The sequence below is a fragment of the Asanoa hainanensis genome, from assembly GCF_900188485.1.
GTDB classification, from domain to species: domain Bacteria; phylum Actinomycetota; class Actinomycetes; order Mycobacteriales; family Micromonosporaceae; genus Asanoa; species Asanoa hainanensis.
In genome coordinates this window covers 103,123-125,219 of the sequence record NZ_FZPH01000001.1, presented here as the reverse complement: position 1 = coordinate 125,219, position 22,097 = coordinate 103,123, and the positions used below count along the sequence as shown (strand labels likewise).

26 protein-coding genes are annotated in these 22,097 nt (G+C 71.4%); 17 read left to right on the top strand and 9 right to left on the bottom strand.

Annotated elements, in window-relative coordinates; genetic code table 11:
* Positions 1 to 4: 4 nt before the first annotated feature.
* Entirely contained in the window at positions 5 to 1,078 is a 1,074-nt protein-coding gene (locus tag CHC05_RS00575; protein WP_089243486.1) for an alcohol dehydrogenase catalytic domain-containing protein, read from the top strand.
* Positions 1,079 to 1,196: 118 nt separating this feature from the next.
* Here CHC05_RS00575 and CHC05_RS00570 read toward each other — a convergent pair whose 3' ends face one another.
* Together CHC05_RS00570 and CHC05_RS00565 are read right to left on the bottom strand one after the other, a co-directional pair.
* A complete protein-coding gene (locus CHC05_RS00570) occupies positions 1,197 to 1,772 on the bottom strand; it encodes a GtrA family protein (protein WP_089243484.1) in 576 nt (191 codons plus the stop codon).
* Between the two features lie 739 nt (positions 1,773 to 2,511).
* Positions 2,512 to 2,859, bottom strand: a complete 348-nt coding sequence (locus tag CHC05_RS00565; RefSeq protein ID WP_144022432.1) for a hypothetical protein — start codon at positions 2,857 to 2,859, stop codon at positions 2,512 to 2,514.
* Between CHC05_RS00565 and CHC05_RS00560 the strand changes: the two genes are divergently transcribed.
* The 12 genes from CHC05_RS00560 (at position 2,858) to CHC05_RS00500 (ending at position 11,911) form a co-directional block, all read left to right on the top strand.
* On the top strand, positions 2,858 to 4,426 hold the full coding sequence (locus CHC05_RS00560) for a recombinase family protein (RefSeq protein ID WP_179265997.1): 1,569 nt from the start codon (positions 2,858 to 2,860) through the stop codon (positions 4,424 to 4,426). The two genes, CHC05_RS00565 and CHC05_RS00560, sit on opposite strands and share 2 nt — an antisense overlap.
* A 90-nt stretch (positions 4,427 to 4,516) precedes the next feature.
* On the top strand, positions 4,517 to 4,843 hold the full coding sequence (locus CHC05_RS00555; protein ID WP_089243478.1) for a hypothetical protein: 327 nt from the start codon (positions 4,517 to 4,519) through the stop codon (positions 4,841 to 4,843).
* On the top strand, positions 4,783 to 5,508 hold the full coding sequence (locus CHC05_RS41235; RefSeq protein ID WP_089243476.1) for a DUF2637 domain-containing protein: 726 nt from the start codon (positions 4,783 to 4,785) through the stop codon (positions 5,506 to 5,508). Before CHC05_RS00555 ends, CHC05_RS41235 begins: the two co-directional genes overlap by 61 nt.
* A 701-nt stretch (positions 5,509 to 6,209) precedes the next feature.
* Positions 6,210 to 6,830: a hypothetical protein gene (locus tag CHC05_RS00545; protein ID WP_089243474.1), complete on the top strand. Its 621-nt coding sequence runs from the start codon at positions 6,210 to 6,212 to the stop codon at positions 6,828 to 6,830.
* Between the two features lie 246 nt (positions 6,831 to 7,076).
* Positions 7,077 to 7,313 carry a hypothetical protein gene (locus CHC05_RS00540; protein WP_089243472.1) on the top strand — a complete coding sequence of 79 codons (237 nt, stop codon included), beginning with the start codon at positions 7,077 to 7,079 and terminating at the stop codon, positions 7,311 to 7,313.
* A gap of 96 nt (positions 7,314 to 7,409) precedes the next feature.
* Positions 7,410 to 7,841 carry a hypothetical protein gene (locus tag CHC05_RS00535; protein WP_089243470.1) on the top strand — a complete coding sequence of 144 codons (432 nt, stop codon included), beginning with the start codon at positions 7,410 to 7,412 and terminating at the stop codon, positions 7,839 to 7,841.
* Positions 7,838 to 8,245, top strand: a complete 408-nt coding sequence (locus CHC05_RS00530; RefSeq protein ID WP_089243468.1) for a hypothetical protein — start codon at positions 7,838 to 7,840, stop codon at positions 8,243 to 8,245. Before CHC05_RS00535 ends, CHC05_RS00530 begins: the two co-directional genes overlap by 4 nt.
* A gap of 107 nt (positions 8,246 to 8,352) precedes the next feature.
* Positions 8,353 to 8,664, top strand: a complete 312-nt coding sequence (locus CHC05_RS00525) for a hypothetical protein (RefSeq protein ID WP_089243466.1) — start codon at positions 8,353 to 8,355, stop codon at positions 8,662 to 8,664.
* A 44-nt stretch (positions 8,665 to 8,708) separates the two neighbouring features.
* On the top strand, positions 8,709 to 8,921 hold the full coding sequence (locus CHC05_RS00520; RefSeq protein ID WP_089243464.1) for a hypothetical protein: 213 nt from the start codon (positions 8,709 to 8,711) through the stop codon (positions 8,919 to 8,921).
* 569 nt (positions 8,922 to 9,490) lie between these two features.
* Entirely contained in the window at positions 9,491 to 9,706 is a 216-nt protein-coding gene (locus CHC05_RS00510) for a winged helix-turn-helix domain-containing protein (RefSeq protein WP_245870594.1), read from the top strand.
* A gap of 1,121 nt (positions 9,707 to 10,827) precedes the next feature.
* Positions 10,828 to 11,148 carry a hypothetical protein gene (locus CHC05_RS00505; protein WP_089243458.1) on the top strand — a complete coding sequence of 107 codons (321 nt, stop codon included), beginning with the start codon at positions 10,828 to 10,830 and terminating at the stop codon, positions 11,146 to 11,148.
* 571 nt (positions 11,149 to 11,719) lie between these two features.
* On the top strand, positions 11,720 to 11,911 hold the full coding sequence (locus CHC05_RS00500) for a hypothetical protein (RefSeq protein ID WP_089243456.1): 192 nt from the start codon (positions 11,720 to 11,722) through the stop codon (positions 11,909 to 11,911).
* Here the strand turns inward: CHC05_RS00500 and CHC05_RS00495 are convergent.
* Complete coding sequence (locus CHC05_RS00495; protein WP_218824374.1) at positions 11,908 to 12,801, bottom strand: abortive infection family protein; 894 nt, start codon at positions 12,799 to 12,801, stop codon at positions 11,908 to 11,910. The two genes, CHC05_RS00500 and CHC05_RS00495, sit on opposite strands and share 4 nt — an antisense overlap.
* Before the next feature lie 42 nt (positions 12,802 to 12,843).
* Entirely contained in the window at positions 12,844 to 13,620 is a 777-nt protein-coding gene (locus CHC05_RS00490) for a hypothetical protein (protein WP_144022431.1), read from the bottom strand.
* A gap of 89 nt (positions 13,621 to 13,709) precedes the next feature.
* Between CHC05_RS00490 and CHC05_RS00485 the strand changes: the two genes are divergently transcribed.
* Positions 13,710 to 14,642: an FAD-dependent oxidoreductase gene (locus tag CHC05_RS00485; protein WP_089243450.1), complete on the top strand. Its 933-nt coding sequence runs from the start codon at positions 13,710 to 13,712 to the stop codon at positions 14,640 to 14,642.
* Here CHC05_RS00485 and CHC05_RS00480 read toward each other — a convergent pair.
* The 4 genes from CHC05_RS00480 to CHC05_RS00465 form a co-directional block, all read right to left on the bottom strand.
* Positions 14,625 to 15,218, bottom strand: a complete 594-nt coding sequence (locus tag CHC05_RS00480; protein ID WP_089243448.1) for a TetR/AcrR family transcriptional regulator — start codon at positions 15,216 to 15,218, stop codon at positions 14,625 to 14,627. The two genes, CHC05_RS00485 and CHC05_RS00480, sit on opposite strands and share 18 nt — an antisense overlap.
* A gap of 70 nt (positions 15,219 to 15,288) precedes the next feature.
* Positions 15,289 to 16,041 (bottom strand): SDR family oxidoreductase, encoded by a 753-nt coding sequence (locus CHC05_RS00475; protein ID WP_089243446.1) that lies wholly within the window; start codon positions 16,039 to 16,041, stop codon positions 15,289 to 15,291.
* Positions 16,038 to 17,117: an acyl-CoA dehydrogenase family protein gene (locus CHC05_RS00470; protein WP_089243443.1), complete on the bottom strand. Its 1,080-nt coding sequence runs from the start codon at positions 17,115 to 17,117 to the stop codon at positions 16,038 to 16,040. Before CHC05_RS00470 ends, CHC05_RS00475 begins: the two co-directional genes overlap by 4 nt.
* Positions 17,114 to 18,322, bottom strand: a complete 1,209-nt coding sequence (locus tag CHC05_RS00465; RefSeq protein WP_245870593.1) for an acyl-CoA dehydrogenase family protein — start codon at positions 18,320 to 18,322, stop codon at positions 17,114 to 17,116. Before CHC05_RS00465 ends, CHC05_RS00470 begins: the two co-directional genes overlap by 4 nt.
* Before the next feature lie 185 nt (positions 18,323 to 18,507).
* Between CHC05_RS00465 and CHC05_RS00460 the strand changes: the two genes are divergently transcribed.
* The 3 genes from CHC05_RS00460 (at position 18,508) to CHC05_RS00450 (ending at position 20,832) form a co-directional block, all read left to right on the top strand.
* Positions 18,508 to 18,930 (top strand): TOBE domain-containing protein, encoded by a 423-nt coding sequence (locus tag CHC05_RS00460; RefSeq protein WP_089243441.1) that lies wholly within the window; start codon positions 18,508 to 18,510, stop codon positions 18,928 to 18,930.
* Positions 18,931 to 18,947: 17 nt separating this feature from the next.
* Complete coding sequence (locus CHC05_RS00455; protein WP_089243439.1) at positions 18,948 to 19,580, top strand: maleylpyruvate isomerase N-terminal domain-containing protein; 633 nt, start codon at positions 18,948 to 18,950, stop codon at positions 19,578 to 19,580.
* 100 nt (positions 19,581 to 19,680) lie between these two features.
* Complete coding sequence (locus CHC05_RS00450) at positions 19,681 to 20,832, top strand: acyltransferase family protein (RefSeq protein WP_218824373.1); 1,152 nt, start codon at positions 19,681 to 19,683, stop codon at positions 20,830 to 20,832.
* On the opposite strand, the gene paaK is transcribed toward CHC05_RS00450, so the two are convergent.
* Positions 20,829 to 22,094, bottom strand: a complete 1,266-nt coding sequence (gene paaK / locus CHC05_RS00445; protein ID WP_089243435.1) for a phenylacetate--CoA ligase PaaK — start codon at positions 22,092 to 22,094, stop codon at positions 20,829 to 20,831. The two genes, CHC05_RS00450 and paaK, sit on opposite strands and share 4 nt — an antisense overlap.
* Between the last annotated feature and the right edge of the window lie 3 nt (positions 22,095 to 22,097).

Genomic DNA, 22,097 nt, shown 5'->3' with positions numbered 1-22,097 from the left:
CTTCATGAAGGCACTGGTCGTCACGGGCAAGGGCGAGGTCCCATCGGTCGCCGACGTGGTGCTGCCACCCGTGGGTCCGGGCGACGTGCGGGTCAGGGTGCGCGCGGCCGGGGTCTGCCACTCCGACCTGTCGATGGTCAACGGCACCCTGGCGCCGTCCTATCCCTTGGTCCTCGGGCACGAGGCGGCCGGGATGGTGACTGAGGTGGGCGCCGGCGCCCGGGTCAGCGTCGGCGACGAGGTGGTGCTCAACTGGGCACCGCCGTGCCGGGAGTGCTGGCACTGCGTCCAGGGCGAGCCGTGGCTGTGCGCCGACGGCGGCCGACCGTCGGCACCCCGTGGCCACCTGGTCTCCGGCGAGGCGACCCACGTGACCCTGGGCCTGGGCGCGCTGGCCGAGGAGGTCGTCGTGCCGAGCCACGCGGTGGTCCCGGTCCCGGCCGGCCTACCCGCCGACGTCTCCGCCCTGCTCGGCTGTGCGGTGCTGACCGCCGCCGGCGCGGTCAACCGCACCGCCGAGGTGCGGCCCGGCCAGTCGGTGGTCGTCATCGGCCTCGGCGGCGTCGGCCTGGCCGCCCTGATCGCCGCACGGGCCGCGGGCGCCGACCCGGTGATCGGCGTCGACCTGGGCAAGGCGAAACGCGACCTGGCGCTGGCGGCCGGCGCCACCGACTTCGTCGTCTCCGACGACACGATGCCCAAGGCGGTCCGTGCCCTGACCGGCGGCCGCGGCGCCGACCACGCCATCGAGTGCGTAGGCCGATCGGCGACGATCAGCGCCGCCTGGCGCGCCACCCGGCGCGGCGGCCAGGTAACGGTCGTCGGCATGGGCGCCCGCGACGACCTGGTCAGCCTGAGCGCCCTGGACATCTTCCACTCGGCGCGCACGCTGCGCTCATCGGTCTACGGCTCGTCAGACCCGGACCGCGACCTACCGGCCCTAGCCACCGCGGTGGCGGCCGGCTCACTCCACCTGGAGCCACTGATCACCGACCGCATCCCCCTGGAGGCCGCACCCGACGCCTTCGCCCGCATGTCCCGAGGCGAAGGCGCCCGCTCGGTCGTCCTCTTCGACTAACGCGGCGGCGTCCGGATCGCGCTCTCACGACCGCTAGAGCCGGCGCCGACTGCGTCCGACCACGTCGGTGGCGGTCGCGCAGGACGATCTTCCCGGCGCCACGCCGATGTTGGCGGAGCTAGGCGACCCTGCGGTCGCGTTCTTCCGTCGGCGATCCGACGGTTACCCGGGTCTGGGTGGCGACTCGTGCCCGGCGGGAGGGGCGGGACGTGCGGGCGCCGGCGTCCGGGAAGACCCACTTGCGGTAGGCCCACAGGCGGAAGACCATCGCCAGCAGGGTGCCCAGGATCATGCCCCACAGGAAGTCCGAGACTTCCTGGGCGGCGCGGGAGATGTGGGGGGTCTGGAGGGCGAACGCGTAGCGGGCCAGGTACAGCGGCGCCGAGTTGAGGGCGATGCCGATCGCGTTGATCACGATGTACAGCGCCAACTCGTGGTGGGCTCGGCGGCCGCCGCGGGTGCGGAAGGTCCATTCGCGGTTGAGGGCGTACGAGACGAACGCGGCGATGATCGTGGCTGCCGTCAGGGCCGTGACCGGCTTGGTTTCGAACCACGTCACCTTGAGTGCATAGTTGATCACAGCGGTGAGCACCCAGCAGAAGCCGCCGACGGCGATGAACTTGACCGCCTCCCGCCGCCGGAACACGTGCTTGCGCAGCGGTGTAGGCAGGATCTGAAGCAGTCGGCTCGTCATGCGCACTGGCGCACTCTAGCGGCAAAGCCTGGGTCCGCCAGGTAACCCGATGTCACCCGCCGGGGTCTTCCGGCGCCTGGGGTGAGGCACTGGGGCGGCGGCCACCCGGGAGCAACGGCCGGCCGGCTTAGGTCGGCCCAGGTCAGGGGTGCAGGCGCCACCCGGGGTCAGGGCGGGGTGCGACCGTCACGCCAGGTCGGACGGAAGGCACGGGCGCAAGGCACGGGCGCAAGGCACGGGCGCAAGGCGCGGGCGCAAGGCGCGGGCGCAAGGCGCGGGCGCAAGGCGCGGGCGCAAGGCGCGGGCGCAAGCCGCGCGGGCGCGGGCGCAAGCCGCGCGGGCGCGGGCGCAAGCCGCGGGCGCGGGCGCAAGCCGCGCGGGCGAGGGCGCAAGCCGCGCGGGCGAGGGCGCAAGCCGCGGGCGCGGGCGCAAGCCGCGGGCGCGGGCGCAAGCCGCGGGCGCGGGCGCAAGCCGCGGGCGCCATCCCAGATCAAAGCGCACGATGCAGGCCGCCACCCCAGGTCAAGGCGCAGGGCGCGGGACGTAGGTAGGCCGCACGGCGCGCGGCGCCAGCAGCTAGCCCGGGGCGCAGGGCGAAGGTCAAGCACGGGGCCTAGGTCAAGGCGCAGCGCGCCAACCCAGGGCGAGAAAGGGCGGACCAGGCGGCCAAGATGCCCAGCGGCGCTGCCTGCCGCGCGGCGCTGCGGCGCTGCCGCCACGCGCGACACATTTGCCTTGGTTAGCCGCTGAAGGAGTCCCAGACGAAGCCTGGGGTTCGGTATGGGCGCAGGGCTGCTCGGTGGCGGCTCCCGATGTAGACCTCCACGTCACCGTCGCCCGGGTCGCAGAGCATCACGACGACGCCTGGGCCGACGTAGTGGTGGGTTGGGTCCGTGGGCCAGCGCATCGGTGGTAGCGGCACCTGTCGGAGTTGCCCGAGCAGCTCCCCCACCGATGCGGACGGGACCGACGCGTAGCCGCCGTACGGGCCGAACGCCGCTTCGCACAGCAGGAAACGCACCAGGAACGCGCTCAGTCGCATCCGCTCCGCGAGGGCCGGCATGCCGTCAGATACAGTCGCGCTCATGATCACCGAGTACTTGAGCGGTTACGTCCGCCTGAGCAAGGAGCACGGCGACACCAACGTCAGCCTTGCGGGCATGGTTGCCGACGTGGTGGCCATGGCAGAGCGCTACGGCTATGCGCTCGCTCCCCACCCTGGCCCTGACTGCCCGGAATCGTGCCAGGGGCAGCCTGTACACGTTGACGACGGCATCAGCGGTGCCGTCCGCAACCGGCCGGCATTCTTAGCGTGGCTTGCGGACGGGCGGACCGGCGCCGCGTCTGCCCTCGGCACCTGGCACACCGACCGCCTGACGCGTGAGGGCGTCAACGCTGGCGCACTGGTCCTCGACGTTGTGGAAGGCAAGGACCCGCTAACGGGACGCGTCGTTTTCCCGCCTGTTCGGTTCCTGGGGAGCGACGGCACCGACTCCCGCGATGAGTCGGCGTTCCGGTTCCGGTTCGTGATCGATGCCGAGGTGGGCCGGGCCGAGCGCGCCCGAATCTCCGCACGGAACCGCGCGAAGGATGCCCGGCTGCGCGCCGCCGGCCGGTTCGCAGGTGGGGGCGCTCCGTACGGCTACCGCGTGGTTCCGGCGCCGGACGGCAAGGGCAAGGTGTTGGACATTGAGCCCGTAGAGGCCGCCGCAATCCAGCAAGCGGCGTCCATGATCCTCGCCGAGGATGGCACCACCCTTGGGGATGTCACCCGATGGATGACCGCCAATGCGCCAGCCCGCCGGACGTCCGGCTGGTCCCGCTCGACGCTCAAGCAGTGTTTGACCAACTACGCGCTTACCGGGGCCGTCATGGTCCGTCTCCGCGACGCGGCCGGGAACCGGTCGACCAGCCATCGCGACACGCAACCACTGCTAGACGAGGCGGGCAACGTCCTTCGCCCCTGGCCGCAGATCCTCTCGCCCGCGACCGTGGAGGCCGTACGCACCGCCCTGTCTGGCCGTCGCGGTGGCGCCCGACGTGGCGCTGGCCGAGCCCCGGCCCACCTGCTGACCAACCTCATGAGCTGTTCGGGCTGCGGTCGACCGATGAACATCTGGTACGCCCGCCGGCAGCGGCAGTACTTTTGCCCGTCGGACCGCCTCAGCCTGTTCTGCCCGCGCCGCGTGAGCATCAAGGCCGACATCGCCGAGGCGTACTTGGTCGGCCTCTACCTCGGCGCGGTGGGTGACAACGAGATGCTTGCCCCTGTGGTCACCGTTGCCGGTGGAGGCGAGCGCGAACGCGTCGAGTCGGACCTAGCCGACGCCATGCGTGCGCTGTCTCGGCAGGCCACGCCCGAGCTGTTCGCGAGGATCACTGATCTTCAAATCGAGCGAGACACCCTGGCCGCCATGCCGGTGCAGCGGCACACCGAGTGGCGCCCTACCGGCCGCACGTTTCGCGACGAGTGGGAGCGGCGCGCCGATGACGTGCTGTGGCGCCGGTCGCTGCTGGCCGAGGCATTCGCCGAGCTGACTGTGTTGCCCGGCCGCATGCCGGTTGCCCAGCGCATCCGATACCGCTGGTCGGACATCGAGCCGTTCGCCACGCTCGCCGAACTCAAACGCGATCTGGACTGGTACGGCGGCTGACCGCCGCCCCAAGTAAGCGCCCGAGCGCCAGGGTTCCCGCCCCGACGCCCGGACTGGATCACCCGCCAGACTCAACCTGGAGGCAACCCAATGAACGACGCTACCGGCTCCACCCCGATGCACCCCGACCAGCACGTCCCGCCCACCGCGCCGGCCGCCGAGCTGGCAGCGACCGCCGCCGCCATCCTGGCCGCCTGGCAGGCGGAAGGCCTGCCGGCCGCCGAGCGCCGGCCCCTGCACGCCGTCCGCGTCCGCGTCGTGAGCGCGACCGTTCTGGAGGCGAGCGGCACCGACGACTTCTGGCCGCGCGAGCTGCTGCTGACCGCTGCCGAACAGCACGACCTGCCCGGCCTGCCGTGGCGCGTCGCGGACGCCCCGAACGTCTACCGCTTCGATGCCTGGCCGGTGGCGCTGTGAACGGCCGCCGCATCGCTTCGATCCTCGGCACCGTGGCCGTGACCACCATCGCCGCCGTGGCCAGCTACGACCACATGCACGAGCTTGCGCTGTCCGCCGGCCAGTCGCCCGCGCTGGCCGCCATGCTGCCGCTGTCCGTTGACGGCCTGGTCCTCGTGGCCACGGTCGCACTCGGCGACGGCCGCCGGCATCGCGGGTCCGCATGGGTCGCCTTGGCCGTCGGCGTGGCCGCGTCGCTGGCCGCGAACGTCATGGCGGCCGATGCCTCGCCCGTCTCGCGCGTCGTTTCCGCCTGGCCCGCCGTGGCGCTGCTGCTGACCGTTGAAGTGCTGGCGCGCTCTGGCCGCACGCCGGCCACGGCCACGCCGGCCACGGCCACGCCGGCCACGGCTGGTCAGTCTGCCGCCGGCCTCGTGACCAGCCTGCCGCCGGCCCGGCCGCCCGTCATGCCCGCTGGCGCCCGCGCGCTGCCGATCGTGGCCCGCCACGCTGTTCGCGGGACCTCGCCGCGCCCGTCTGCCCGGCCGACCGGCACGGCCGCACGCGTGGCCGCTCTCGTGGCCGACCGTCCGACCGCTACGGCCGCCGAGGTGATGGCCGCGCTGAACGTGTCCGCGCGTACGGCGCGCCGGCACTTGGCCAGCGCTCGCATGGCCACTGCCTGACGGCCTGAGCGACCGCACAGCGCCACAGACGCCCGGCCTCTACACCCGCGTAGGGCGCCGGGCGTTTTGCTGTCTATGGGGCCGCACACCTTGGCGCCGCGAGGCCCCCTAACTACATGAAGCGGAAACCGGCTGCCACACGACCCTGACCGCACACTTTGTGCCGCTGAGGCGCAGTAACTACATGAAGCAAAAGTCCGCGGGCCGCTCAACACTCCGAGGAGGATGCCTTGCCCAACTGCGCCAACTGCCCTGCGCCGCTACCCGCCCAGCGCACCGGCCGCCCTCGCCGCTGGTGCTCGCGAGCCTGCGAGCAGCGAGCCAACCGCCGCCGCCGAGCCGCCGAGCTGGCCACGCTCCGCGCGTTGCGTGACGCCGTACGCGCCGCCGCCTGACACAACTTCACACCGCGCGAGGCACACCGCTCCCGGGGCATGGGAGCGCGCGCCCGCCCACAATCAAGCGCCCCGAGTTGCTGCTGAGCCAATGCCCCAGGCTCGCAGCGACCGGGGCGCTTTTGTATCGAGGAGCACCCATGTCTACGAACCACGACCAGCCACGACCGCGCCGCCGAGGCGGTCGGCGTGCGCAACGGACCACGCACGCCGCTGAGCGGCACGCAGCCGCCCGCGCCACCGCCAGCACGTTCGCCACCATCGCCGCCGCAGCGCTCCGCGCGCAGGCAATCCAGGAGCCCCCACGTGTGGACCGCACCCCGTAACCTGCCGTCGGACTGGGCAGCCCGCCGCGCAACCGTCGCCCGCCTGCACGCCTACCGATGCGCCATCTGCTCGCGCGACACCACCGAAGAGCACGTGCCCGACGGCGAAACTGACCACGTCGGCGACAGGGACGACCATCGAATCCGTTCGCTGCGATGGCTCTGCGCCGGCTGCCACGCCAAGCGCACCACGGCGCAGGCCGCCGCCGGCCGCTTCGATCGCGTCTGCCAGCAGTGCGCCGCCGAGATGCCACAGCAACCGGGCAAGCGCGGTCGCCCGCCGCGATGGTGCACGCCCGCCTGCCGTCGCGCCGACCGCACCGCATGTGAACGCGCCAGCCACGCCGCCCGCGCTGAATGGGCAACCGCTACGCAGGCAGCCGCCCTCGCCGGCCCCGCCGCCGTCGCCGCCATCCATGAGATTGAGGCCGAGCACGCCCATGTGATGGACCGCGCCTACGTCGCCCGCCGCCTGCTCACGAGCCGCTACCCGGCCGCCTGGCTGGCCGCCGAGGCGTACGCCATGCACGACGCCGCCGCGCGCCACGCCGCCGCGAACCTCGCCCGAGCAGACGCCTTCTGGTCGCGCCGTCGCGGCTGAGCTCAACCGTCCCGCCCGACAGTCCCGTCTGTCACTTATTACCGGCCGAACGCGCCCCGCCCTGCACGCAACCGCAGCTCACATGGTGTGCAAGGTGCACTTCTGTGCACGCGGCCGAGAGCAGGCCAGTACGCGTCTGTCACTTAATCGCGCTGCGCCGGGCCGCGCTGTTCGCGCCCGCCCCACCGCCCGCCCGCGCTCGCGCGGAGATCAGACACCGCCCGTCCGATCTCCCCGGGAGCACGCATGATCGACCTGGACGCCTACGCCGCCCGCTGGGCCGCTGAATACGAGGCCGCCCTACTCATCGAGCTGGACGCAGACGCCACGCACCCCTACGCCAGCGCCTACGTGACCGCCTGCGATGAGTGCCCGCCGCCGCTCGCCTTCGACCCGCGCGACCGCGAGACCGCCCGCCGGACCGCCCGCGCGGACGTTCATCGCCGCCTGGGCGTGACCGCCCACCGCGACCGCGCGTACTGAGCGCTGCGCGCCTGCCCGACCCAAACCACCCGACGCCGCCTGGCGCTCGGACCATGCCGGAAACGCGGAGACGCCCGGCAACGAAAGCGACCCACCATGACCCTCGAAAAGCACGAGATCGACCAGATCCTTGCCGACGTCGCCGATGGCAAGTCAACCGACTACGACCCGGACGGCATGGCCGGCATCCTGCGCGGCATCGAGCAGGACCGTATCCGCCGGGCCATCGCCGCCGAGCACGCCGCCGCCGCCGAGCGCGAGCACGCCGAGCGCATCGAAGCGCTGCGCAGGCGCCTGGACGAGGGCGACGACATGACTTTCAAGGAACTCCACGAGATCGACCGCTTCGATTCTTTGGCTGAGCGCCAGGCCGCCGACGAGTACTCCCGTCGCAGGAGCGCCGAGGCCAAGACCCTGCGTGGGCAGAACGCACCAGGCAGCGACAACATCAGCCTTGAGGCGGACGACTTCGATTCGGCCGCGTTCGTGGAGGATCTGAGCAAGCCGCAGTGGGAGCGTCGCAAGTGAACGGCGCCTACGAGATCGCCGAGGAACACCCCGGCCTGATCGCTCAGCCCTCCGTGCAGCCAGCTCAGACGCCCGCTAAGCCCCCGGCAAAGCGTGCCCGTTCTGCCGCCAAGCCCAAGGCCGCGCCCGTCCCGCCGCCGACCCCTGAGGAGATCAAGCGCGCTGCCCGCCTCGCGCGTCAGGCGGAAGCGTTGCGCGAGCGCCGCGAGCGCGTCGAGCGCGCCGTCGCTGCGGTAGACGAGTACCTGTCGGCCGCCCGAGCGATGTTGGTACTGGACGCCAAGGACGGAGAGACCTGGTACCGATACGCGGTCGCGAAGACGGATCTCGCGTACCGGCTGCCCTTTGCTGATTCCGAGGTCACGCAATACTTCGCCGCTCTGCCGAACAGTGCGAGCGAATGACCGCCCGCCCGAGCCATCGACCGCGCCGTACGGGTCCCCTCGACCGTCCGGCGCCGCCCAAGCGCGGGGCAGCCAAGCGCTCTCGTCTGGCAGAGCGGCGCCGCCAGATGGCCGCCGAGGCCGAGGCGCTCGACGCGCTCTCGTACGGGTGCACGCCCGCCCCGGCGGCTGAGCCGACGCCGGCCCCGACGCCTGAGCACGAGCCGCAGCCAACGCCTTCGACCGCCAAGGCCGAGGCCGACCGGATCGCCGAGCGCAACGCCCGCGACCTCGTCGACCTGGTGACCCGCATCGACCGTGATGGCGGAGACCACGAGTTTCAGGGGCACCTGCGTCGGTCGCTCAGGCGTGAGCTGATCGCGCGTGGCTATCTGGTGCTGACCAACGCCACGCTGACCCGCATCCGCCGGCCCGCGTAGGACGCACTGACCGACCACTCGGGACTGAGGGGAGGTGAAACACCATGGCACTGACCAACTCCGTCACCGCTGCCGCCACGGCATTCCAGGCCGCCGCCGCTGCGCTGGAGGCTCTGACCAACGGCCAGGACGACAGCGGCGCTGCCGCCGCGAACGCCGCCCTAGGGCAGGCGCGCGCCGCGCTCGGCTCGGCGATCGACAGCGTCGAATACGAGGCGCGGCAGAAGTACAGCGCGAAGCGCAAGCCGACCGTCTAGGAGCAACCGCGCCGGGCCGGGCCGGGCCGGGCGATCATCATGGCGTCGCCCGCCCGGCCGCCCCTCGCTCCGCTCGGCGCTACGCGGGCGGCACCGCACCGCCCGCGCGGCTAGATGTGGTTCGCCACAACGGTTTGCGGAGGAGTCGGCCCCGCCAGCAGCACGCGCAGCGCGCCCGCGAACTGCTCGCACAACTCCCGTGAATCCTCCGGGCAGTCGACGCACCAACGCTCGCCGATTAGCTTTGGCGGCCCGGCCCACCCGAGATGGACGCCGACGGTTTGGCTGGCCTGAAGCTGAGCCCAGCCCCACGCGAAACGATCGACGTCCGTGCGCGCGTCTCCCATGAGGCCTGGCCCTCTCGCTAGCGGCATGACCGGCCAGGCCCACTGACACCGACCGGCCACGCCCGTCCTGGCGGGCCGCAAGGGACCATCCTGCGGATGTAGGGGCACCCTGCCACGGATAACTCACGCCCCTTGCGACCCGGCATCGACAGTAGTGCCACTAGTGCCACTAGTGCAATGGGTGCAAGTGGCCCCTACGGTGGGTAGGCGCAGCCTGTGGGCGTGCCGATTCCTCACACCGCCCGAGAGATCGAAGACGATCTCTTGCGACGGATCGGCGCTGGCGAGTTCCGGCCGGGGGAGCGTCTCCCGACGTACGACGAACTGGCCGCCGAGTACGGCTCGGCCCGGCGCACCGTGGCCCGCGCCGTAGACGCGCTCAAGGCTCGCGGGATCGTGGTGGGCGTCCAGGGGTCCGGCACGTACGTCGCCGAGTAGCTCGACCCGCTCGCGGCCCCGCTAACCCGAGCAATGGCCACACCCGGCCATCCGCGGGTCACCACGCATGTGGGGCGAGTAACGAACGACGGCAACGAATGCCCGCAGGTCAACGAGTTCTCGCAACCCGATCGCGAGGAACAGGGCGGCACGCCTACGCCGAGTGCCCTGCTCGGGACTCTGCGCGGCGCCGGACCCGAAACCGTTGCGGCGCCGGAATCACTACGGGGTTGCCGGCAGTCGGTCTAGTCCGCTGGACATACAATGCCAAGTAACTTGTCAACCTGTTCTAGTCAACACAGGACTAGAACAGGTCGCACGTGGCTAGGTTTGTCGCGTGACAAGTGGGCGAAGACGCCCCCGCCTGACTTGCTAGGGCCTGACGGGGGACGCCTTCTCGGATGGTGGCTTCGTCTGAGCCGGCAAGCTCAGACGGGGCCGCTCCCGTCCACCAGCGTCAAGAGCTGGAAGACGAGATACGCAACCTGGATCAGGCTGCGAACCCACCCTCCTCGCGGACAAGTACAGCAACGGTGCCTGCCGCGATACCGGAGGTTGTGCAGGGCCATTCAAGGCCTCCCACGTGGGATTCCACTTCACGGCGAGCGTTCGTGCTCACCGCTGCTTACGGCCTCCCTCGGGTGTGGACTCCACGTGGAACTTCACGCACGTAACTTCCGTGCCCATAGCGTAAACACACCCCAGCACAAACGGTTCCTGACACCACGACGCCGTCATTGTGTCTTGCGGTGACGTCACAACTGTGGCGTAGTGACGTCACGGCGAGCCGCAATGCACGCAATACATACCTTCGCGCCCGTCTGTCGGTCGGACGCCGAGGTCATCGTGCCGCCGCGTGACGTCGTGCGCGCCTCCCAAACCTGCGTCACTGCGCCTCAGGGTGACCGGTACAGAAGGATCGACCTAGAGGTGCTTACCCCGTCGGTTGCATGCACGACGTCTCCGTGACGTCGCGATGTGCGAGGCTCGAACCATGCCGACCTCGTCCCAATCGAGATTTTGTTACGGCCTACTCCGGTGTCTGGAGTTTTCCGGGCACGGGGCCGGCACGGCCTCAGCGGGGTGTCTCGCCTAGAACACGCGTTCGATACGCTGGCCGGGTGGTGGAACGCCGGGGTGTCGCGCAGACGCGGGCGTCGGCCTGGCTCATGACCACCGACCGGCCGCCGACCGCGCTTGCCCTCGTGCAGCTCCAAGAGCACATCAGCCGCCCGTGGGGATGGGACCTAACCGTCTACCGCTGCGCCGACTACACGGGCGCCCCGGCCGAGCAGACGCAGCACGCCGCCTACCCGCCGGAAGATGAAGCGGACGCCTGGGCGGACTACTACTCACTGATTGACGATGGTCGATCACTGGGCCGCTGGCGCCACAACCGCCAATATCTTGAGCCGCCATTCATCGCGCCACCGGACGACTAGGGCAGCCCGCTCGCCGAGGTGACCCGCTGGCCCTGCGAACGCCAGCCCCCGTTCGCTGACTGGCCCAGGCCTCATGGCCCGCACCCGCCCCGGCGTTAGCATCGGTGCCGGTCGTCGGTGCGCGGTGCGCCTCACCGCTGACGCGAAGCGCAAGCGCCGAGCATCACGCGCAGTGCCGTCGATGCTTGTCACGCTGTGCAACATCACGAGCCGCGACGTCGCTTGATGCGGCGTGACAGAGAGTCACATCAACCATGTCACGCTTCGTCACGAAGACAAAGATCGATCGCATATTATGCAGCAATGACGAAGGTTGATGTCTTGCGTAGCGTGAGATCGACAGCGATGTTTGGCTATATCCGCAGGTCAGATGGGTGGGGGATGACCCCATGGTCACCTGCGGTTGCCGACCACGGGGTGGGCAGCTCGGATCTTGTACGGGCAGCCACATTTTTATGCAGTGTACGGGCGTCACAATGCGTGATCGCCTTACATTCCGCTACCGCGCACCGTCACTTAACGTTGCGTAACGCCGATCGCATCGAACAATCTCAACGGAAGGCAACCCACCGTGACCTCGAACCCTATCGATCCCGGGGCCAACCTGGACGTGTCGGTAACCATCAGCGCCGATCTCGACCTTGACGTTACGGCCGACCTCGACGTGGCTCGCCGCCAGGCCGCCCGCGCCGCCGCTCGGCGTGCAATGGAGCGCGGAGGCCGCGCCGCGACCGCCACCGGGCAGGACTCTGCCGAGCACTAGAGTCCGGCCGGCGCCGCCGCCGTTTGCGCCACAGGAGCGGCTGTCCGCCAGGGCGCGCCTGGGTCGGCGAACGTGTCGAGCACCAGTTGGCACCAAACGTGGGCCGCGCCGACAGCGAGAACGGCATGGCGACGGTGCAGCCCAATTCGCGGACCTGCCGGCGCGTGGCCCGTGCCGTATCCCTCGTTCCGCAGCTCGACAAGGCCCATCGCGATTCCTGACAGTCCGCCAAGGATGCGCTTCACGGCCAGGCTCCCATCCGGTCCCGGCGCGAGCGTCTGCGGGTGCAGGTGCAGCTCTCTCTGCGTCGTATCCACGAGCCACGGCAGCTTGACGTTCCGGTCGTCAAAAGGCACGCCACGCTCTTGGAGCACAGTCTTCGCGGTGGCCTCGACTAGCTCCTTGGCCGACCCGATCGCCTGCGCCGGGTCGTCGGGCAGTGCCCGCGCGATCCGGCCGAACGAGTCCAGGATCATCGACGGATCGCGAAGAGCGCTCAGCGACGCCGGAGGCTGAGGCACTGACTTTCGCAGCCTTGCCGCGTACAAGCGCTGCGAATCGATCATCCCGTTTGGATACATGACGAAGTCGTGTCGGCGCAGCGCCGCGCGCGCCGCCTTCAGCTCATCCTTCGTGAGCTGTCCTTCGTCGAGCAGGTGCTCGTAGACCTTCAGCACGCGGCGCGCGTCCGCCGGGTCCGTCCAATCAACGCCGTCCTCATAGCGACGCCAGCGCGACCGCCGCTCACCGGACTCGTCGTTCGGCACGTCCGACAGCGTGAACCCATGGTCCCGCCACATGCCGTCGATCTTTCCCAACGTCGAATGCGAGGCGGAAAGGTCCCTGAAGTACCGCCGTACTGGCAGCGGGATCAGATCGGCGTTGGTCACGGATACAAAGGGTAGCCAGCCGGCGCGTCCGCGCCGACACCATTAAGAGTGGACCTTCACGCCGGCCAACGTAACGATCCATGCATCATTTGACGGGATGCCACCTGGCGGTGGGTCGAAGAGGTCCAGGTACCACACCTGTGGGTCGGCCTCCGCCGGGTCGATGCGGAGGCGGAAGACGCCCTGGTTCTCGCTGCCGATCACGATGCCTGGGCCGTCGTCCGACGGGTAGATCTCCTCCGGCGGGAAGATCCGGTTGTTCCAGCAGAGCACCTCGTGCCGGCCGCGGGCCGCGCGGTAGAGCTCCAGCAGCGGGCGCGGTAGCGGCGCGTCGACAATGCCGTCGGAGGTTGGCGGGAGGTCCGCGTACCACGAGGCGACGAAACCGTGCATCGCCGAGATCGGAGAGTCCGGCAGGTGCGACAGCCAGCTCAGGTCGGAGGGCGGCGCCGGCGGGGTCGGGCGCACCACGTCCAGCACGTCGAACGGGAGCGGGTCGTCCAGGGTCAACGCGCACTCGACCAGCCACTCCGGCTCCCACGGCACGTCCGCCCCGTTCCACGTGAACGGCACGGACCCCGTCGGCCGCGAGCCCGTCATCGTCACCCGCAGCAGGCCCAACGGGACCCAACCCGATGGGGTACGGACGAAGCCGTGGATGGGGCGATCCTGGCGCGACCCACCTAGCCGTTCTGCCGCCGCCCGCGGGAACGGAGAACGAAGCGAAAGCCTGTCGCGCGTGGACAGGCCGCTGCCGCCCGGCCGGTCGCCCGCGTCGACGGCGACCACGGTCGCCGTCGGCCCGACAGCGTAGGTCACTGACGATGAATGGACCACGGTAGCGTCCGGGCCGGCGTACGCTAACGCTTCGTTCTCCGAGATCAACCGCACGGGCACGAGGGTACGGAATGGTGATCGTCGTCGGGGCCGGGGTCAGCGGGCTGACCACCGCGATCGTGCTGGCCGAAAGTGGCGTCAAGACCCGCGTGCTCGCGGCCGAACGGCCACAACACACCACCTCCGTCGCCGCCGGTGCGCTCTGGGGGCCCTCCTTCCAGCAGCCGCACGACAAGACGCTCGCATGGACCGCTCAGTCCCTCGTGGACTTCCAGGACCTGGCAGCCGAGCCGGGCACCGGCGTGCGGATCAGCGACGTGCTCACCGTCGGCGGTGGCGAACTGCCCGACGACCTGCCGAAGCAGGTCGCGCTCATCCCCGGTCTGCGCCGGGCCACCCCCGACGAGCTGCCACCCGGGTACGACGCCGGTTCCTGGGGCCGCATGCCCGTCGTCGACATGCCGACGTACCTCGACTACCTGACGAGACGGCTCGCCGCGGCCGGCACCCAGGTCGAGCTGCGCGAAAAAGAAGACCTCCAAAGCGCGGGCGAGCGGGTCGTCAACTGCACCGGCGTCGCCGCCAGGGAACTCGCCGGCGACGACACCGTCCGGCCCGTCTTCGGTCAGCACGTCGTCCTCGACAACCCCGGGCTGACCCACGCCTTCATGGAGCTCGGCCGCGACCGCGAGTGGACGAGCTTCATGCCGCACCCAACGCGGGTGGTGTGCGGCGGCGTCCGGATCGAGGACCGCTGGGACCGCACCCCCGACGAGATCACCGCCGCGATCCTGGAACGCTGCCGCGCGCTCGAGCCCAGGCTCGCGAACGCGAAGATCCAGGGCGTCGCGACCGGCCTGCGGCCCGAGCGTCCGGCCGTGCGCGTCGAGAGAGAGCAGCGCGGCCGGACCACGGTCGTACACAACTACGGGCACGGCGGCACCGGGGTCAGCCTCTCCTGGGGCTGTGCCCGCGAGGCCGCCCGGCTAGTCGTCGGCGGTTAGCAGCAGGGCGGTGATCGTCCGGGTCATCACGGCCTCCGCCTCCGTCGGCGTCAGGGCCAGGCCCTCGCGGAGCATCGACCAGGCCGGCCACATCGACGCGGCGATCACCGCGTCGCGCAGGGTCGCTCCGCCGGGTGTGGCGAACTCGGCGGCGAAGAGGACGTCGACCTCCTCGCGCAGGCGTTCGATGTGCTTCTGCCGGTTGCGGCGCAGCTGCGGCGAGAACGGCTCGCGCATCGCGGCCGCTCGGGCCGGCGCCGAGATCAGCTGGAGCAGCCGCGCCCGCTGCCGGCAGTAGCGCGCCACCCGGTCAGCGCGCGGCAGGTCCGGCGGCACCGGTGCGAAGGCCGCGTCGTACTCCGCGAGCACCCGCGCACCGCTGGCCTCGAACAGCGTCTCCATGTCCTTGAAGTTCGTCCACAGTGCCCGCAGCGACACCCCGGCCCGCTCCGCGATCCGCTCACCCGTCGGGCGCAGGTCACCCTCGCCGATCAGCGCGAGGTGGGCATCGACGATCGCAGCCCGGGTCCGTTCAGCGCGCGCCGTACGCCCGTCAACCCTTTCCTCCGCGGTCATGCCGCCGCCTCCCTTCGGTCGGCGGAGCAAGACCGCCCGGCGCAGAGCTGGCCGCGCTCGCTTCGCTCGCTCACGCGCCCCGTCCCGTCAGCGTGACCCCGCCGTCGATGACGAGCGTCTGGCCGGTGATCCAGGCCGCCTCGTCCGAGGCCAGGAAGGCGACCGCGGCCGCCACGTCGTCCGGAATTCCCAACCGGGCAAGCGGGTACGTGGACGCGACCTCTTCCTCGCGGCCCTCGTACAGCAGCGTCGCGAACTTGGTCTTCACCACCGCGGGCGCGACCGCGTTGACGCGGACATGTGGCGCGAGCTCGACCGCCAGGCAGCGGGTCAGGTGCTCCAGCGCCGCCTTGGTCACCCCGTAGAACGAGATGCCCGGCGGTGGCACCCGGCCGCCCACCGATGACACGTTGACGACGACGCCGGGGCGGGGGCCACCGGCGTACACCGCCTGGACCCAGCCCAGCGCGGCCAGCAGGTTGACCTCGAAGATCTTCCGCGCGGCGCCGAGGTCCATGTCGATCAACGGCCCGAAGACCGGGTTGATCCCCGTGTTGTTGACCAGGATGTCGACCGGCCCGAACGCCTCGACCGCCGCCGCGACCGCCTCCGCCTGGTGTGCGGGGTCGTCGGCTCGGCCGGCCACCCCGATAGCGACGGACGGCCCGCCCAGCAACGACACGGCCTCGGCCAGCGGCTCCGGTTTGCGCGCCGTCACGCAGACGCGGGCGCCGGCACCGGCCAGCCGGGTCGCGACCGCCAGGCCGATGCCCCGGCTGGCGCCGGTGACCAGGGCCACCCGGCCGGACAGGGATGCGGTCACGACGCCTCCAGGGGCAGGTCGACGAGGGTGGCCAGGCGCGCGCGGTGCCGGTCGGGGGAACCGTACGCGACCGAGGTCGCCTTGGCCCGCTTGAGGTAGAGGTGTGCGGGGTGTTCCCAGGTGAAGCCGATGCCGCCGTGCATCTGCACGCACTCCTCGGCCGCCCGCACCGCGACCTCCGAGCCCACGATCTTGGCCAACGAGGCCGCCACCGAAGCGTCGTCGCCGCCGGCGGCGAGGTCGGCCACGGCGTACGCGACGACCGCGCGGGCCTGGGTCAGCTCGACCCACAGGTCCGCGAGCCGGTGCTTGAGCGCCTGGAACGACCCGACCGGGCGGCCGAACTGGTAGCGCTCCTTGAGGTACGCGACCGTCGTGTCGAGGCACCACGACGCCACGCCGACCTGCTCGGCCGCGACCATGACGGCCGCGACCCGCAGCGCGCGTGGCACCGCCGCGAGCGGTGCGACCAGCCGGGCCGGTGCTTCGCTGAGCTCGAGGTCGCACAGCGGGCGCGTCTCGTCCAGCGACGGGATCCGGGTGCGCCGGGCGGCGGCGCTCTCGACGGCGTAGAGGCCGTCGTCAGCCGGCACCAGGAGCACGTCGGCGCCGAGGGCGTCGGCGACGCCGCGCACGCTGCCGGTCACCGCGCCGTACTGGGCGGACAGCAGCGGCGGCGCCGACCAGAGCCCGTACGGCACCGCCAACGAAGCGGTCAGCTCGCCCGAGGCCAACCGCCCGAGCAGCTCGTGCGACGCCGACGAGCCCAGGGCCGTCGTCGCGACGACCGCGCTCGATAGGAACGGCACGGGTGCGACCGCCCGGCCCAACTCCTCGGCGACGACCGCCGCCGCGCGGTACTGCGCGCCCGCGCCGCCCTGCGCCTCGGGCACGAGCAGCGCGGCGAGCCCCATCCCGGTCGCCACGGTCCGCCACAGCTTCGCGTCATACGCGTCCGCACCCGACGAGACGAACGCCAGCACCGACTGCCCGGTGCACTCGGCCGCGAGCATGTCCCGCACACCGGACCGCAGGTCCTGTTCGTCAGCCGACGACACCAAGACGAGGTCGCTCATCGCGGCAGATCCTTCCACGCGACACGGGTGTCGACCCGTGGCTCGGCGGGCAGGCCGAGCACCCGCTCGGCGATGATGTTGCGGAGCACCTCGGACGTGCCACCCTCGATCGAGTTGCCCTTGGCGCGCAGGTAGCGGTAGCCCGCGTCGCGTCCGGTGAAGTCGACCTCCTCGGGTCGGCCCATCGCCCACGAGTCGCGGCGCAGCCCCTCGTCGCCGAGCAGGTCGAGCTCGGCCGCGGAGATCTGCTGGCTGAGCGTGGCGAAGGAGAGCTTCACCGCGGAGCCGTCCGGCCCCGGTGCGCCCGCGGCGAGCTGCTGGCGGACCCGCAGGCCGGTCAGCCGCGCCGCCTCCGCCCGCACCCAGAGCCGCATGACGGTGTCGTGCATCCCCGGGGTGCGCACGCCCGGGTTGTCGCGCCAGGCCGCGGCCAGCACGCCGATCATGCCGCCCTCGCGGGGCATCGCCCCGCCGCCGATCGAGACCCGCTCGTTCATCAGCGTGGTCTGCGCGACCTTCCAACCGTCGCCGACATCGCCGAGCCGGTGCGCGTCGGGGATCCGGGCGCCGGTCAGGTAGACCTCGTTGAACTCGGCCTCGCCGGTGAGCTGGCGCAGCGGCCGCACCTCGACGCCAGGCGCGGTCATGTCGAGCACGAAGTAGCTGAGGCCGGCGTGCTTGGGGACGTCCGGGTCGGTGCGGGCGAGCAGAATCGCCCAGCGGGCGACGTGGGCCATCGAGGTCCACACCTTCTGGCCGTCGAGCACCCAGTCGTCACCGTCGCGCCGGGCGCGGGTGCCGAGCCCGGCGAGGTCGGAGCCGGCACCGGGCTCACTGAACAGCTGGCACCAGACCTCTTCGCCGGTCCACAGCGGACGCAGGAAACGCGAGCGCTGCGCGTCAGTGCCGTGTACGAGGATCGTCGGCGCCGCCATGCCCAGGCCGATGCCGATGCGGCCGGGCCGGTTGTCGGGCGCGCCGGCCTCGGCGAACGCGTCGTCGGCGACCGGTTGCAGCGACCGCCCGGCGCCAAGCCCGCCGAGCCCGGCGGGAAAGTGGACCCAGGCGAGGCCCGCGTCGAACCGGGCGCGCAGGAACGCCAGCCGGTCCGCGTCGCCACCGCCGGCCGCCGCGGCCGGATCGTGCTCGGCCAGGAAAGCCGAGATCCGCGCCCGCAGGTCGGCCTCGGTCATCACCGACGCCATCGCGTCCCCCCCTCAGTCAGGAACGTGCCAGAAGAATTTGCACTCGGACTGCAATCTACTGGTCCGACCGGCGCCGACGCCATCCGCAGGGCGGCCGAGCCGCGTGTCGCACGGTTCGGGTTCCGAGACCGGGGGCAGGATGGTTGGGGACAAACGCGTACCAAATGATCGCGATTGGACGGCCCATGCGACTCAGCATCCGCAACCAACTCGACGCCACGATCCTGTCGGTGTCCCGTGGCGACGCGATGGCCGCCGTGAAGGCCCAGCTCGCCAGCGGCCAGGAGGTGACCGCGGCGATCACCCGCGAGAGCGCCGACGAGCTCGAGCTGATCGCCGGTCTGCCCGTGACGATGCTGGTCAAGGCGACCGACGTCGCGCTGGCCACCGGCGCCGTCGGCGACCTGAGCATCCGCAACCAGCTCCCCGGCCGGATCACGTCGCTGACCGGCGGCGCCGCGATGACCACGCTGAAGGTGGCGGTCGACGGCGGCGGCGCGCTCACCGCGGTGGTCACCAACGACGCCGTCAACGACCTCGACCTGAGCGAAGGTGACGAGGTTCTCGCCCTGGTCAAGTCCACCGAGGTCAGCGTCGCGATCAACTAGAGACTAGGGTCGGCCGCATGCACAGCGCGGCTTATCTCGACGCGGCGGCGATCGCCGTCGACCTGCTCGCCGACCCGGCCGTCGCCGACCGCTGGGCCGAGCCGAGCGCCCTGGCCGAGTTCAGCGTCGGCGGCCTCGCCGGTCACCTCGGGCGGCAGGTGCACATGATGGTGGAGCTGCTCGACGCGCCCAAGACCGAACAGCGCCCGCGCGACCTGATGGCCCACTACGGCGCCTCGGCCTGGCTCGGCAAGGACGTCGACACGCCGGCCAACGTGGCGATCCGGGCGCAGAGCGACGAGTTCGCCGCCGCCGGCCACGCCGGGGTGGTCGAGACGCTGCGCGCGGACCTCGTCGCGATCCGGGGCACCCTGCCCGCCGTGCCGGGCGACACCAGCGTGCTGCTGCCGTGGACGGGCTGGGCGCTGAGCCTCGACGACCTGCTGCTCACCCGGATGATGGAGATCACCGTCCACTGTGACGACCTGGCGGTCAGCGTCGAACTGCCGACGCCGGACTTCCCGCCGCCGGTGCTGCGGCCGGTGCTCGGGCTGCTGACCGACCTGGCGGTCGCCCGGCACGGCCAGGTCGCCATCGTGCGGGCGCTGAGCCGCCGGGAGCGCGCCCCGGAGACGATCTCGGCACTCTGAGGTTACGGCTCCATCGGGTGCGATGACCGACCGGAAAGCCTTCCCCCGACCGGGGTACGAGCGCCCGCGGCGCGGCTCCGCCCGTGGTTATGGTCGGCCCGTGACCGCGAGGGAAGACGACTGGGTCGGGCCGCCGCGCTACCACACAGCGACCGCCGCACCACCGGCGCCACCACGGCAGCCCGAGCCCACCGTCTGGGCCAGGGCCACCGCCGGGCGAGAACAAGCCCCGGAGAACGGCCGCGACCGCTGGTTCGACTTCCTGCGCGCCGCCGCGATCCTGCGGGTCGTGCTCTACCACATGTTCCCGGTCGCCTGGCTCGGCCTGGGCTTCCCCGCGATGGGTGTGATGTTCGCGCTGGGCGGCTCCCTGATGGCCCGGTCCGTCGACCGCTCGGCCACCCGAGCGGTCCGCGGCCGCGTGAGGCGGCTGCTCCCCGCACTGTGGCTGCTCGCCGCGGTGCTCGTACCCGCGATGCTCCTGCTCGGTTGGGACGACCGCCCACGTTGGCCGGAGTTGCTGCTCTGGCTGCTGCCGATCGCCGAGCCACCGGCCAGCGCCTGGGCCGAGCCCGTCAGCGGCGTGCTCTGGTACCTGGTCACGTACCTCTGGCTGGTCCTGCTCTCGCCCCTGCTCCTGAGGTTCTACCGCAAAGCCCGGCTGCTGACCGTGCTGGCCCCGCTGGCGATCCTGCCGCTCTACCAGCTCGCGCCGTGGCCGTTCGGCGACCGGTCCGCCTCCGTCGTCGAGGACGTGCTGACGTTCGCGGCCTGCTGGCTGCTCGGTTTCGCGCACCGCGACGGTGACCTGCGCCGCCTGCGCCTCCCGACCGTCCTCGCGATCTCGGTGGTGGCCACCTTCGGCGCGGTCGGCTGGGTGCTCACCCACCACGGCGCCGGCGGCGTCGACCTGGGCGAGAGCCCGGTGGCGTACGCGGTCTACTCGATCGGCTTCGTCCTCGTGCTGCTGCGGCTGGCGCCCAGGATGGACTGGCTCACCAGGCGCCGACGCGCCGACGCCGCGGTCACCCTGCTCAACTCGCGCGCCGTGACCATCTACTTGTGGCACAACGCCGCGATCACGGCCGCCTTCCCGCTCGGCGACCTGCTGCGCGTCTGGGTGTTCGGCGACACGATCGCGGAGGTCGGCTACACCGCGATCGGCCTCTGGCTGCTCGTCATGGTGGTCATGCACGTCGGCTGGGTGGAGGACCTCGCCGCCCGCCGCCGCCCACGCCTGTTGCCGACCTAGCGCTCGTCGACGATCCGGCGCATCTTGCCCATCGAGCGCTCGACACCGTCCGGCTCCAGCACCTCGACCTCGATGGTGACGCCGATCCGGTCCTTCACCATCGCCGCCAGCGCGAGAGCGGCCGCCGAAGCGTCGACACCGGGCCGGCGCTCGACCCGGACGGTCAGCGAGTCCAGCCGGCCCGACCGGCGCAGCACGCACTGGAAATGCGGCGAGAGCTCGGCGGTGCCGAGGATCAGCTCCTCGATCTGGGTTGGGAACACGTTGACCCCGCGCACGATCATCATGTCGTCGGTGCGCCCGGTGATCTTCGCCATCCGGCGCATCGGGCGCGCGGTGCCGGGCAGCAGCCGGGTCAGGTCGCGGGTGCGGTAGCGGACCACCGGCATCGCCTGCTTGGTCAGCGAGGTGAAGACGAGCTCGCCGAACGAGCCGTCGGGCAGCACCGCGCCGGTCACCGGGTCGATGATCTCCGGATAGAAGTGGTCCTCCCAGATGTGCGGGCCGTCCTTGGTCTCCACGCACTCGTTGGCCACGCCCGGGCCCATCACCTCCGACAGGCCGTAGATGTCGACCGCGTCGATGCCGAGCCGGTCCTCGATCTCGCGGCGCATGTCCTCGGTCCACGGCTCCGCGCCGAGGATCGCCGTCCGCAGCGAGGTGCCGCGCGGGTCGACGCCCTGCTTCTCCATCTCGTCGACGATCGCGAGCAGGTAGCTGGGCGTCACCATGATGATCGACGGCTGGAAGTCCTGGATGAGCATGACCTGCCGGGAGGTCATCCCACCGGACACCGGCACGACGGTGCAGCCGAGCTCCTCGGCGCCGTAGTGGGCGCCGAGGCCGCCGGTGAACAGGCCGTAGCCGTACGCCACGTGCACGACGTCACCCGGGCTCCCGCCGGAGGCCCGGATGGACCGTGCCATCAGGCGGGCCCAGGTGGTGATGTCGTCCTTCGTGTAGCCGACCACCGTCGGCCGGCCCGTGGTGCCCGACGAGGCGTGCACCCGGACCACCCGCTCGCGCGGCACGGCGAACATCCCGAACGGGTAGTTGGCCCGCAGGTCGTCCTTGCTGGTCGTCGGGAACGCCGCCAGGTCGTCCAGGGACTTCAGGTCGTCCGGGTGTACGCCGGCCGCGTCGAACGCCGACCGGTAGTGCGGGACGTTGTCGTAGGCGTGCCGCAGGGACCAGCGGAGCCGGTCCAGCTGGACGGCGCGCAGCTCGTCGACCGAGGCCCGCTCGATGGGTTCAAGCGACATGCC

Coding starts and splice junctions, on each gene's coding strand:
- CHC05_RS00575 (WP_089243486.1), top strand. CDS start 5: ATGAAGGCACTGGTCGTCACGGGCAAGGGCGAGGTCCCATCGGTCGCC.
- CHC05_RS00570 (WP_089243484.1), bottom strand. CDS start 1,772: ATGACGAGCCGACTGCTTCAGATCCTGCCTACACCGCTGCGCAAGCAC.
- CHC05_RS00560 (WP_179265997.1), top strand. CDS start 2,858: ATGATCACCGAGTACTTGAGCGGTTACGTCCGCCTGAGCAAGGAGCAC.
- CHC05_RS00565 (WP_144022432.1), bottom strand. CDS start 2,859: ATGAGCGCGACTGTATCTGACGGCATGCCGGCCCTCGCGGAGCGGATG.
- CHC05_RS00555 (WP_089243478.1), top strand. CDS start 4,517: ATGAACGACGCTACCGGCTCCACCCCGATGCACCCCGACCAGCACGTC.
- CHC05_RS00540 (WP_089243472.1), top strand. CDS start 7,077: ATGATCGACCTGGACGCCTACGCCGCCCGCTGGGCCGCTGAATACGAG.
- CHC05_RS00535 (WP_089243470.1), top strand. CDS start 7,410: ATGACCCTCGAAAAGCACGAGATCGACCAGATCCTTGCCGACGTCGCC.
- CHC05_RS00525 (WP_089243466.1), top strand. CDS start 8,353: ATGGCCGCCGAGGCCGAGGCGCTCGACGCGCTCTCGTACGGGTGCACG.
- CHC05_RS00520 (WP_089243464.1), top strand. CDS start 8,709: ATGGCACTGACCAACTCCGTCACCGCTGCCGCCACGGCATTCCAGGCC.
- CHC05_RS00485 (WP_089243450.1), top strand. CDS start 13,710: ATGGTGATCGTCGTCGGGGCCGGGGTCAGCGGGCTGACCACCGCGATC.
- CHC05_RS00480 (WP_089243448.1), bottom strand. CDS start 15,218: ATGACCGCGGAGGAAAGGGTTGACGGGCGTACGGCGCGCGCTGAACGG.
- CHC05_RS00470 (WP_089243443.1), bottom strand. CDS start 17,117: ATGAGCGACCTCGTCTTGGTGTCGTCGGCTGACGAACAGGACCTGCGG.
- CHC05_RS00465 (WP_245870593.1), bottom strand. CDS start 18,322: ATGGCGTCGGTGATGACCGAGGCCGACCTGCGGGCGCGGATCTCGGCT.
- CHC05_RS00460 (WP_089243441.1), top strand. CDS start 18,508: ATGCGACTCAGCATCCGCAACCAACTCGACGCCACGATCCTGTCGGTG.
- CHC05_RS00455 (WP_089243439.1), top strand. CDS start 18,948: ATGCACAGCGCGGCTTATCTCGACGCGGCGGCGATCGCCGTCGACCTG.
- paaK (WP_089243435.1), bottom strand. CDS start 22,094: ATGTCGCTTGAACCCATCGAGCGGGCCTCGGTCGACGAGCTGCGCGCC.